At 71.9% G+C, this 11,855-nt stretch carries 7 protein-coding genes; all 7 read right to left on the bottom strand.

Annotated features, from left to right (window positions below; genetic code table 11):
* Window positions 1-156: 156 nt before the first annotated feature.
* Window positions 157-720, bottom strand: coding sequence for a flavin reductase family protein (locus tag ACFWY6_RS38480; protein WP_384700554.1), 564 nt, complete (start codon window positions 718-720; stop codon window positions 157-159).
* Complete coding sequence (locus ACFWY6_RS38475; protein ID WP_384700552.1) at window positions 717-2,204, bottom strand: amino acid adenylation domain-containing protein; 1,488 nt, start codon at window positions 2,202-2,204, stop codon at window positions 717-719. The genes ACFWY6_RS38480 and ACFWY6_RS38475 overlap by 4 nt, the downstream gene beginning before the upstream one ends.
* The gene (locus tag ACFWY6_RS38470; protein ID WP_384700550.1) at window positions 2,201-3,334 is read right to left on the bottom strand and encodes an acyl-CoA dehydrogenase family protein; all 1,134 of its coding nucleotides are present in this window, start codon (window positions 3,332-3,334) and stop codon (window positions 2,201-2,203) included. Before ACFWY6_RS38470 ends, ACFWY6_RS38475 begins: the two co-directional genes overlap by 4 nt.
* Before the next feature lie 42 nt (window positions 3,335-3,376).
* Entirely contained in the window at window positions 3,377-4,840 is a 1,464-nt protein-coding gene (locus ACFWY6_RS38465; RefSeq protein ID WP_384700548.1) for an amino acid adenylation domain-containing protein, read from the bottom strand.
* Between the two features lie 24 nt (window positions 4,841-4,864).
* Complete coding sequence (locus ACFWY6_RS38460) at window positions 4,865-6,163, bottom strand: cation:proton antiporter (protein WP_384700546.1); 1,299 nt, start codon at window positions 6,161-6,163, stop codon at window positions 4,865-4,867.
* A 158-nt stretch (window positions 6,164-6,321) separates the two neighbouring features.
* Window positions 6,322-8,004, bottom strand: coding sequence for an FAD-dependent monooxygenase (locus ACFWY6_RS38455; RefSeq protein WP_384700544.1), 1,683 nt, complete (start codon window positions 8,002-8,004; stop codon window positions 6,322-6,324).
* 32 nt (window positions 8,005-8,036) lie between these two features.
* Window positions 8,037-11,855 (bottom strand): thioester reductase domain-containing protein (locus ACFWY6_RS38450; RefSeq protein WP_384700541.1); only part of this gene is annotated, 3,819 nt, incomplete at its 5' end.

Raw genomic sequence — 11,855 nt, 5'->3', positions numbered from 1 at the left:
CTCGCCCCGCCCGCCCGCCCCTCGCCCCCCCCCGCCCCCGCCCCCCGCCGCGCCCGCGCCCCCCCCCCGCGCCCCCCCGCGGGGCGCCCCCCCGCCCCCCCCCCCCCCCCCGCCCCGGTCGTGACGGGGCAGTTGCCCGCGCCCCGGGAAGGCTCCTCAGCCGCCCGGCCCGGTCCTGCGGGGCATGCGCAGCGAACGGGTGTAGCTGCCACGCCAGTAGCCCAGCGGGAACCGCTCGGGCATCGCCTCACCGGCGGTGATCCGGCCGATGACGATCACATGGTCGCCGGCCTCCCGCACCTCGTGGACCGCGCACTCGGCGTGCGCCACGACATCGGCGAGCACCGGCATCCCGGTGACCTCGCCCGGCAGCCAGTCGACCTCGTCGAACTTGTCCGTGGTGCGGCTCGCGAACAGGTCGGAGACCGAATCGGCGCCGACGTCAAGGAAGTTGACGACGAATCGGTTCTTGTCCGTGATGGCGTCCAACGTGGCACTCGGTGTGTTGACACAGGCAAGCAGCAGCGGCGGGTCCGCGGAGACGCTGCACACCGCGGAGCAGGTCATGCCGACGGGGCTTTCGTCGGTGCGGCGGCTGGTCAGGATGGACACACCGCTCATGAACGAGCCCATCAGCGAGCGGAAGCTGGCACGGTCCACCGAGGGCAGCGTGTCCTCGTCGGTGCCCGGTACGCGGGGCGGGGCGGAAACAGTCGTCATGGTGCGCTCCCTTCTATGGCCGCGGCCATGGCCGCGCGGTCCTTCTTGCCATTGGGTGTGAGCGTCAGTGCTTCTACGGTGTGCAGAGCGTCGACGATCATGTAGGTCGGCAGGTTCTCGGCGCACTGGCGTTTGAGGTCGACAAGCCGCACGGAGGCCCGCGGAGCGGTCGCCACCACGGCGTGCAGCTGGGCCTCGAGCCCCTCGCCGACCACCACCACCGCGACATCGGCGACATGGGGGTGCGCGCTGATCGTGGCCTCGATCTCACCCAGCTCGATCCGGTGGCCGCGCACCTTGACCATGTGGTCGACGCGTCCGACGTAGAGCAGGTTGCCGTCCGTGTCGAGCCGCCCGATGTCGCCCGTGCCGTAGGCGCCGGACTGCGGCTCGCGGCCCCAGTAGCCCAGCATCACGGTGGGCCCGCTCACCACGATCTCGCCCTCCGGGTCCGACGGGTCCAGGTGGACGGCGTCGCCGGAGCAGGCCGTGCCGATGGGCAGCGTTCCCGTGCGGCCGAGGTCCGCGTCGGTCACCTCGTACGACGTACAGACGTTGGTCTCGGTGGGCCCGTACCAGTTCAGCAGGCGGATCCCCTGCCACGCCTTGCGCAACTCCTTGACCTGGCCGATCGGGAACGGCTCGCCGGCGAAGACGCAGGCGCGCAGGGCCGCCGGCGGCTCGGTGGCGAGGAGGTCTCCCTCGCGCATCATCAGGCTCAGCGCGGACGGCACGGAGTACCAGATGCTGATGTCCTGTTCGCGCATGAAGCGCACGAGTTCGGTGGGCGCGTAGGCGAGTTCGGAGGGGATCAGGTGCACGGAGGCGCCGGCCCTGAAGGCGGCGTAGAGGTCGAAGACGGACAGGTCGAAGTTCAACGGCGCGTGGTTGGAGAGCCGGTCGGCGGAGTTCACGTCCAGGAGGTCGGCCGCCCAGTCGACGAACGCCAGCGCGTTGCGGTGGCTGAGGCACACGCCCTTGGGCGCGCCCGTGGACCCCGAGGTGTAGAGAACGTAGGCGGGGTCGTCGGGCCTGCCGGGGTGCGGAGTAAACGACTCGGGCTCCGCGGTCCCGCCCGGCTCCTCGGTCTCGTCGAGCAGCGCGGCCGAGGTCACCACGGGGATGCCGATGTCCTGCCCCAACGCCCTGGCCTGCCGGCACAGTTCGGTGTCGGCCACGATCAGCGCGGCGCCGCAGTCGGCGGCGACGCGGGCCACCCGTCTGACCGGGTTCGTGGAGGTGACCGGCACATAGACGGCGCCGGCCCGCAGCGCGCCCTGCATGACGGCGACGGCGTGCACGCTCTTCCCGGTCCACAGCACCACGCGGTCGCCCGCCGAGAGGCCACGGGCGCGCAGCGCGTGGGCGTAGCGGTCGGCGAGTGCGTCGAGCCGGCCGTAGGTGAGGGCTCCGTCCGGCCCGGCGACGGCGAGCGCGTCGGGCGCCGCCCGGGCGGATTCGATGACGAGGTCGTGCAGCCTCATAGTCCTAACTCCCGTGCGATGATGACCCGTTGGATGTCTGAGGTGCCGGAGAAGACGGTCGCGGGAACGGTGTCCCGCAGCAGCGTCTCGATGCCGGCATCTCTCAGGTAGCCGCGCGCGCCGTAGATCCTGACCGTGTCCAGGGCGCCGGCCAGCGCCGCCTCGGAGACGGCCAGCTTGGACAGCGCGACGTTGAGGGTGGACTGCGCCCCGGTGTCCATCTCCCAGCAGGCGCGGTAGAGCAGCAGACGGGCGCTCTCCAGGCGCACCTTCATGTCCGCCAGCGTGTGTGACACCGCCTGGTTGTCGCCGATCGGGGCGCCGAACTGGCGCCGGGTGCGGGCGTGTTCGACGGCCCGCTCCTGCATGCGGTCAAGCAGGCCGAGATAGCCGGCGAACAGACAGGCCCGCTCCCAGCCCATGGAGTGCTGGAAGATCGCACCGCCCTGACCGGGTGCGCCAAGGACGTGCGCGTCGGGGACGAAGCAGTCCTCGAAGGTGACGGTGCCGGCCGGTACGGAGGTGAGTCCCATCTTGACGAAGGGCTCCCCCACCCGCACTCCCTCGGCGGTACGGGGCACCACGAAGCCGGTCACGCCGAGATGGCCGGCGTGCGGGTCCGTGGTCGCGTAGGTGACGTACACGTCGGAGACCGGCCCGTTGGTGACGAAGCTCTTGGTGCCGTTCAGGACGAAGCCGCCGGTGGTCGCGGTGGCGGTGACGGCGAGACGGGATACGTCGGAGCCGGCGTCCTCCTCGGTCATGGCGTTGCCCGCGATCAGCTCGCCGGAGGCCATGCCGGGCAGGAAGCTCCGCCTGGCCTCCTCGGTCGCGAACGTCACCACGGGCATGGCGCAGGCGAAGAGATGCGCGCTCGACGCGAAGACGATGCCGGTGTCGGCACAGCCCCGGCCGAGCGCCTCCACCTGGCGGGCCGTGTCGAGGGCGCCGAGTCCGCCGCCGCCGTACGCGGCGGGGATGCTCAGCCCCAGCAGGCCGAGATCACCGAGGGTCCGCCATTCCTTCCGGTCGAAGCAGCGGTCGTGGATCGGTTCCGGGAACCGATCCCGCACCGCGGCGAGTGTGTCGTCGTAAGCCGCCTTCTGCTCGCGGGTCCAGTCGAAGCGCACAAGTCCTCCCTTGATTGAGGCGCTGTTCGGCGGCGGTCCCCATCACGGCTCGTCCGCCTCGAGGTCGGCGACGAGACGGCGCCTGTCCAGCTTGCCGTTGGGTGTTCTGGGCAGGTCGGCACGGACCGAGATCCGGTCCACGATCATGTACGTGGGCAGGCGCTGCGCGCAGTGCCGCTTGACGGCGAGGAGCGATGGGGGCTGCTCGCCGGAGGGGATGAGCGTCGCGTGCAGCCGCGCGCCGATGCCCGATCCGAGCACCACCACGGCGGCGTCGGCGACGGAGTCCATCGAGGTGAGCGCCGCCTCGATCTCGCCCAGCTCGATGCGGTGGCCGCGGATCTTCACCATGTGGTCGCGCCGGCCGACGTAGTGCAGCGTCCCGTCCGCGTCCTGGCGGGCCATGTCGCCGGTGCCGTACGGCCCTTCGTGCCGCTCCTGCCCCCAGTAGCCGAGCATCACGGTCGGCCCGGAGACCACGATCTCGCCTTCCTTGCCGGCCTTGAGCTGCACGGTGTCGCCGGAGCAGGCCCGGCCGATGGGCAGCGGCGTGTCGCGTTCCAGGTCGGCGTCCGTGACCTCGTAGGACGTACACACATTGGTCTCGGTCGGGCCGTACCAGTTGAGCAGCCGCACCTTGGGCCAGCCCCGGCGCAGCGCCTGGACCTGCGGGAGGGCGAAGGGCTCCCCGGCGAAGATGCAGGCACGCAGTTCCGTGGGCGGCGCGTCGTCGAGGAGCTGTCCGTCGCGCATCATCAGGCCGAGCGCCGAGGGCACCGAGTACCACACGGTGATCCCCTCGTCCCGCAGGAACCGCACCAACTGGGCGGGCGCGTACGCCATGTCCTCCGGCACCAGATGCACCGATGCGCCGGAGCGGAACGCGGCGTAGAGATCGAAGACCGAGAGGTCGAAGTTGAACGGGGCGTGGTTGGAAAGCCGGTCACCGGGGCCGACCTCGAGTTCGGCCGCCGCCCACTCGACGAAGGCCAGCGCGTTGCGATGGCTGATGCACACGCCCTTGGGCGCGCCGGTGGAGCCGGAGGTGTAGAGGATGTAGGCGGGTTCGTCCGGCTCGTTCCGGTACGTCGATGGTGCCGGCGCCCCGGCTTCTCCCTGCGCCAGGAGGTCGGTGAAACTGGCAAGACGCCCGGCCCAGTCGGCCTGCGCGGCGCGTTCGGCGGATTCACTGTCGGACACGACGAGCGCGGGCGCCGCGCTGTCCACGATCAGCGAAAGGCGCGCCGGTGGATTGGAGCCGGCCACGGGGACGTAGATCGCGCCGATCCGCAGCGCGGCCTGCATGACGGCAATCGCGGAGACGCACTTGTGGCTCCAGATGACCACGCGGTCACCGGGGCGCACTCCGCGGCTCGCCAGCGCGGCGGCGTAGCGGTCGGCGAGCCGGTCGAGTTCCTCGTACGTGACGCGCTGTCGGGGGCCGGCCACGGCCAGGGCGCCGGGGAAGGTGCGCGCCGAATCGATGAGCAGCTGATGCAGCCTCATATCGGGAGCTCCCAGGTGGTGGTCTCAGTGGACTTCGGCCGGTCGTACGTCCTGCTGCTCGGCAGCCGGGGTCGCGGCCGGGGGGCGGCGAAGGGTGCGGGACAGCAGCGGAGAGGTCATGGCGGTGGTGACGAGCGCCATCACCACCATCGCGCTGAAGAGTTCGGTGCTGAGCAGTCCGATGCCGAGGCCGACGTTCAGGATGACCAGTTCGGTGAGGCCCCGCGTGTTCAGCAGCAGGCCGAGGGTGTAGGACTCGTGCCAGCCCATGCCGCTGAGGCGGGAGCAGAGCAGTACGCCGCCGAGCTTTCCCGCACAGGCGACCGCGGTGATCAGCACCATGTGCAGGGCGCCGGTGGCGGTGAGCGAGGTCAGGTCCACGGAGAGCCCGGTGACCACGAAGAAGACGGGCAGCAGCAGCTTGCTGGCGTGCTCGATGGGGATCAGCGCGGACTCGCGCAGCAGCCCCTGCTGGTCGGAGCGGGGCATGACCAGACCGAAGAAGAAGGCCCCGAAGATGGCGTGCAGGCCGATGTTCGAGGTGACGTAGGCCGAGGTGAGGGCGCCGGCGGCGGCCAGCATCGGGAGCACGGGAGCGGCGGCGGTGCTGGCCCGTGCCGCGAGGGCGGCCAGGACGGGGCGGACCACGCCCAGCATCACGACGATGTAGACGACGCCCCAGCCGATGACGCCGAGGAAGGTGCCCGCGCCGGACGCGGAGACCAGGGCGACGACGACGGCCAGCAGGCACCAGGCGAGGATGTCGTCAAGCGCGGCGAGCGCGAGTGCGAAGTTCCCGATGCGGGTGTGGTGCAGCTGCTTGTCCGTGATGATGCGGGCGAGGACGGGGAAGGCGGCGATCGATATGGCGGTGCCGATGAAGAGCCCGAAGTGCAGGAACTCGATCTCCTCGCCGTTCACCGTTCGGTAGGAGCCGTACAGCAGGCCGGCGAGGCCGAAGCCGAGGGCCATCGGCAGCGCGGCGGCGCCCACCCAGATGGTGCCTGTGGCACGCCCGCGGCCCCGCAGGGTGGTGTGGTCGAAGTGCCATCCGATGGTGAACATGAAGAGAAGCAGGCCCACTTGGGCGACGACGTTCAGATAGGGCCGGACGTCCATGGGGAAGAAGTGCTCGGGCAGATTGCCGGGCAGCACCCCGAGGAGGCTCGGTCCCAGACAGATCCCGGCGGTGATCTCACCGATGACCGTCGGCTGGCGCACGCGGCGCGCAAGGGCGGCGAAGGCCGCTCCGACCACGAGCACCAGAGCGATACCACCAAGGGTGGTGATGGTTATCCACTCCGTGTGTTCAGCGCTTTTCATGCAAGATCTCCGCTGGGCAGGGGAAACCGGGAGGAAGCCGATATCCGGACGGCGGAGCGCTCTTCGGGCATGACGATGCCGAGCCCCCCGTGGGACGGACGGTGCTCTCGAGCGGGCCGCGGAGATCGTGGGGATCGGGATCCGCGGCCCGCCGTACCTCAGAACTCGGTGGTGACCGGCGGGGCGTCGTCCCGGCGGCCGGTGACGTTGTCTTGGGTGAGGAGTCGGCGGAAGTCGGCGGGCGCGACGGTCTTGACCCACAGCAGCATGAGCATGCGGCGCCAGAGCGTGAACGTGTAGACGCGGTCGCCTGGTTCGCCGAAGCGGTAGAGCGGCGGCACGAACCGTTCACCGCGCAGCCAGGAGAAGATGTCGCGGGCCGCGCCGGTGGCCGTGGTGCGGCCGGCACGGACGGCGTCCATCTGATGGAACAGCTGGCGCAGCGCGCGTGGCAGGCCCTCCGGGGTGCGGAACCACAGCTCGGATTCGAACCGCTCGACCGCGGCCCAGGAGCCCTCCGGGACGTGGTCGCAGTCGAGCCGGGCCCGTTTCAGCGACAGGTCGGCGAGGATCTGCCACAGCAGCCAGACGCGCAGGTAGGCGTTGAGGAGCTGGAAGTGGCGGCTCGCGGTGCGCAGCCCCATCTGGAGCCGGTCGTTGAAGTCGATCAGGCGGTCCTGGAAGTCGGCGACGCGGGTGAACTCCGCCTCCTCCCGCGCCGGGTCGGCAACCACCCGCAGCAGCGCGGCGGCGGTGGCGTGCACCATCTCCATGCCGACCGTCACGTCCCGGGCAAGCACCTCCTCGGCGCGGCAGGCGGCCCCGCCGATGGCGAGCCACCGAGGTCCGGTGGTCCGCTCGGCGCGCCACTGCCACTGCGTGTCGTGTGCCCAGGGTGTGGCGGCCCGCGCGGCGACGAACTGCCCGGCGATGCTGGGATAGCGGCCGATGAGGGCGCGGAAGGCGTCCTCGGGATCCTCCGGAAGGTCGGCGAACTTCTCGGGGCACACGCTGACCGTCACGCTGCACAGGCCGTTCCTGGCGGCGTCGTGGTTGTCGAAGCTCACCACCTGGATCCAGCCGCCGTCGAAGACGTGGTGGAACGAACCGTGCGACCACGCGGTGGCGCCCCGGTAGCGGTCCTGCGGGAGCACCGACTCGAACGGCCGCACGCCGGTGAAGTGCGCGGAGAGCAGCCGCGAACGCAGCGGCGTACGCGCGGGCTCTGCCGACCCGACGCCGGCGGCGGCGAGCAGCGGCGAACCAGGACCCGAGGCGTCCACCACGTAACGGACGCTCAGCGTCTGGCCGTTGTCCAGGACCAGCGTGGTGCGGTCGTCGGCCAGGGCGACCTTGGCGAGCGGCGAGCGGACCTCGTCGATGTGCGCGCCGTGGGCGGCCGCGATACGGCAGGCGTACGCGTCGGCCTCCGGCCGGTACAGGTGCCACTCCGTGTGCTCGCCCGGCACGTTGAACTGGACGGCCTTCCGCGCGTCCTGCTCCCGGCCCGCGTCGTGGTGGAGGAAGCCCAGGCTCTTCTTGACGCCGCTGGCCCTGCGTACCTCCTCCGGCAGGTCGGTGAAGTGCGCGAACGTCGCGATCTCCGGCACCTCGAAGCGCTCGGCGAGCAGCGAGAACACCTCGGAGGTGTAGGGCACGGTGCTCTCGCCGGCCGGCCGCGCCTGGTCCTCCGTGGTGTCGACGAGCACGGTCCGTACGCCCTGCCGGGCGAGGATGGCGGCCAGCAGGCCCCCGGTGAGGTGGGCGCCGAGGACAGCGACGTCGTACTCGGCGGCCGCCGTCCGCTTACGGGGGTTCTTGGCTGGTGTCTTTCTCGGCATCGCTGTCTCTCCGTCGTCGGTCCGTCGGTGGCTCAGGAGCGTGCGCGCGCCGGCTCCGGCAGGTGGCCCGTGCGGGACAGCCACCCCAGATAGGTGTCGAGCAGGCGGTGGTCCAGCGGCGGACACGTGATTCCCGTGGCGGCCAGGGCCGCCTCCGCGTTCTTGTCGTCGTAGTCGATGGCCTCCTCGCCGCCGACGATGAACTCCTCCACCACGTCCATCACGGTGTGCAGTTCGTTGTCGGCGACGCCGTATCCGGCGCGCAGCGCCTCCCACCACTCGTCCACCGGCACCCGGCGGAGCTGCCAGCGGTCCCTGAGCACGTCGGCGAGTTCGGCGAAGCGCAGCTTGTGCCGGTTGAGCAGGTGGTAGTTGGTGCCGAAGGAGGTCTTGTCGGTGGCGATGGCGACCAGCGCCGATGTCACGTAGTCGACCGGGGTCATCTCGATGTCGAGGTCCAGGTCGGGCACCAGGCCGAGTTGGATGCAGCCCTTGATCACCTTGAGGGTGAAGTGGGTGACAAGCGCGGCGCCGGTGCGGGAGTTCCCCAGCACCCGGCCCGGCCGGTAGAGGTCGATGGGGATGCCGCGCTCGCGGCCCAGCTCGACAAGGCGCTCGGCCGCCCACTTGGTCTGCACGTACCCGGTGACCAGGCGTCCCGCGTCGGCGATGGAGTCGCCCTCGCCGATGACGGTGCGGCCGTCTTCCGGAATGCCCCAGATCCCGTACGTCGAGACATGGTGCACCGGCGTGAGGCGGCCCCGGCAGGCGAGGCGCAGGATCTCCTCGGTGCCGACCAGGTTCGCGGGGCGCAGTTGGTCGTAGGTGTAGCTGAAGTTGACCCAGGCTCCGTTGTTGTAGATGCCGTCGAGCAGCTCGCCCAGCGCGTCGAACGCCTGCTCCTCCAGGCCGAGCAGCGGCTTCTCCAGGTCGCCGGGTATCACGGTGATCCGCTCGTCGGCTTCCGCCGACCACGTCAGGTAGCGCTCGTAGTTCGCCCTGATCCGGCCCAGGCCCTCTGCCGGGTCGGCGCACCGGACCAGGCAGTGCACCGTGGCCTCGGTGCGGCGCAGCAGCTCGTCAAGCAGGTGGGCGCCGAGGAAGCCGGTGGCGCCGGTGAGCAGGACGTGCCGCTGCCGGTCCGGGACGGAAGGCGCCGCGGTGGGCGGCTGGATGGCCGGGTCCAGACTGACGTCCTCGCGCAGCCAGGCCGGGTCGGTCGGATCGCCGCCCTGTCCGGCGGTGGCGGAGCCGCGGGCCGCGTCCGCCGGGGTGCCGGAGTCGGCGGCGTCGGCGCCGATGTGCTCGCGGGAGAACTCGGCGTACAGGAAATCGCTCCAGTCGACGAGCGTGCTGCGTTCGAACAGCTCGCTGGCCCTGATGCTGAGCCCCAGCCTGCGCTTGCACTGCCGCACCACGTCCATGACCATCAGCGAGTCGAGGCCGTAGTCGAGGACGGCCTGATCGGCGTCGATGGCGCCCGGTTCGACGCCGGCGACCTCGGCGACGGTCTCCCGGATGAACGTGGCAAGGCGTGCCCTGCGTCCGTCGGGTGCGCTGCCGGTGAGCTCCCCGACGAGGGAGTCCGCGCCCTCGCCCCGGTCGTCGCCCTGCTCGTCGGGGACGATGGTGCGGAACAGGGGCCGCTCGATCCTGGCTTCCATCACCGGCTTGTAGACGGACCAGTCCACCGCGCAGACCACCTGGTGGGCGCGGTCGGAGGCGAGCAGCCCGCCGAGCAGGTGCAGGCACTGCTCGCCGGAGAGCGGGTACAGGCCGGTGGAGGTGAGGAACGCCATCACCTCCTCGTCGAAGAGGTTGGAGTCCAGCTCCCACGGCCCCCAGGCCACGGTGAGCGCGGGCAGCCCCTCGGTCCTGCGCTGGTGGGCCAGGCCCTCCAGGAAGGCGTTGCCCGCCGAGTAGCTCGCCAGATGCTGCGAGCCCCAGGTGGCGGCGATGGACGAGAACCCGAGGAAGAAGTCCAGCTCGGCGCCGCGCGAGAGCTGGTGCACCAGCCAGCCGCCGATCACCTTCGGCCGCCAGACCTTGCGGTAGCTGACCGCGTCCACGTCCTTGAGGAACTGGGGCAGCGAGACACCGGCCGCGTGCACGACGCCGCGCAGCGGCAGCGGATGGCGTTCCAGCTCCTCGAAGACACCGAGCATGGCCGCCTCGTCGGCCACGTCGGCGGCGACCACCGTGACCTCGACGCCGAGCCGTTCCAGCTCCCGTACGGCCTTCACCCGCTCGCGTACGGGGGCCGGCAGGCGCGACGACCACTTCGCACGGTCCGGCAGCGGGGTGCGGCCGAGCAGCACGAGCCGTCCGGCTCCGGCCCGCGCAAGCCAGCCGGCCAGCGCCAGGCCGATGGCGCCGAAGGCGCCTGTGATCAGGTACGTGCCGTCGGGGCGTACGGCGGGGGCGCGGCGCTGCTCGGCCGGATCGGCCTGGCGGGGCATCAGCCGCGGCACATGGACGTCCGCGCCGCGCAGCGCCTGCTCGTCCTCCTGCGCGGTCCGGCCGAGCGCCGCGAGCAGCCGGTCGGCATCGGCCGGGCTCTCCTGCGGATCCAGGTCGATGGCGCCGCCCCAGCGCTCGGGGCTCTCCAGGGCGATGACGCGGCCAAGGCCCCAGAGCGTGTGGGCGGCCGCGCTGTGCACCTCGCCGTCGGGGCCCGCGGGCATGGCGCCACGGGTCACGACGGTCAGCCGGGTGTCGGCGCAGTCATCCCGTCCGGCGAGCTCCTGGAGGAGCGAGACGGCGAGCAACTCGCCCCGCGCCGCGTACTCCTCCAGGCCCCACGCGTCGGCGTGGTCGAGGCGGGGCGCGTCGAGGCCGGTCAGCAGGACGATCCGGCCGGGGCGCCGGACGGTGGCGCACCAGTTGGCGAGCGCCTCGCGCACGCCCTCCGTGTCGGGGACGCAGTCGCCCGCGACCCCGCTCACCGGCGGTGCGGTGGTGACGACCTGGGCGCCACGATCGCGCAGCGTGGCGGCGAGCCGTTCGGCAAGACCGTCGGCGGCGCCGTCGGCGAGCAGCAGGAAGCCCTCGCCTGCCAGGCTCGCCGGGTCGATGTCGCCTGCCGGGACCGTGGCGTCCCAAGTGATGTCGTACGTCAGCTCGTCCGCGTCCCGCCAGGGCGCCGGCGCCGCGGCGGGCTGCGTGGCGGCGAGCCGTATGCGGTCGGCGCCGCCGAGGTAACCGCCGTCGGCGTCGAAGAAGTCGACGGCGGCGCGGTACTGGCCGACCGCGGTGCGCCGCGCGCTGACCCGCAGATGCCGGACGGCGTCCGGCGCGAAGCAGGTCAGGCCCTGCACGCGGCGGATCACGAGGGCCTCGGTCACGCTCTCGGGCTCGGGCTCGGGCTGCGCGGCGCGGCTGCCGGCGGCGGCGAGCACGTCGAGCAGCGTGATCCAGTCGGGCGCGCCGTCGAGCGTGGCCAGAACGCCGTCGTCGCCGTGCCGCAGCTCGAACCGGGCCCTCGGCAGCGCTTCCTGACTGTCCGTCAGAACCGTGGGGTACGCCGCCGGATCGAGCCCCGGCGCCGCGCGCAGCGTCTGAGTCAGCCGGGCCGTGTCGAGCCTGCGGCGCAGGACGACTTGGGCGTGCAGCCGCCAGCCGGCTCCCGCCCGCTCCTCGGACGCCGAGATGCTGCGGTACTCGCAGCGGGCGTGACCGTCCCCGCCCTCGGTGACGGTGAGCTGTACGGTGCGCTCCCCGGCCAGCGGCAACGGCTCGGAGAGCTCTGCCTCGGCGACGGCGCTGAACCGGCCGCCCAGGCAGTCCTCGGCGGCGGCCAGCGCGGTGCCGACCAGCGTGCCGAGCGGCAGCTGCGGCAGGCCGTCGGCGTC

Source organism: Streptomyces sp. NPDC059037 (genome assembly GCF_042740015.1).
Lineage (GTDB): Bacteria > Actinomycetota > Actinomycetes > Streptomycetales > Streptomycetaceae > Streptomyces.
Note: the sequence above shows the minus strand (reverse complement) of the source record. Positions and strands in the feature narration are given on the sequence as shown.

Coding starts and splice junctions, on each gene's coding strand:
- ACFWY6_RS38480 (WP_384700554.1), bottom strand. CDS start 720: ATGACGACTGTTTCCGCCCCGCCCCGCGTACCGGGCACCGACGAGGAC.
- ACFWY6_RS38475 (WP_384700552.1), bottom strand. CDS start 2,204: ATGAGGCTGCACGACCTCGTCATCGAATCCGCCCGGGCGGCGCCCGAC.
- ACFWY6_RS38465 (WP_384700548.1), bottom strand. CDS start 4,840: ATGAGGCTGCATCAGCTGCTCATCGATTCGGCGCGCACCTTCCCCGGC.
- ACFWY6_RS38460 (WP_384700546.1), bottom strand. CDS start 6,163: ATGAAAAGCGCTGAACACACGGAGTGGATAACCATCACCACCCTTGGT.
- ACFWY6_RS38455 (WP_384700544.1), bottom strand. CDS start 8,004: ATGCCGAGAAAGACACCAGCCAAGAACCCCCGTAAGCGGACGGCGGCC.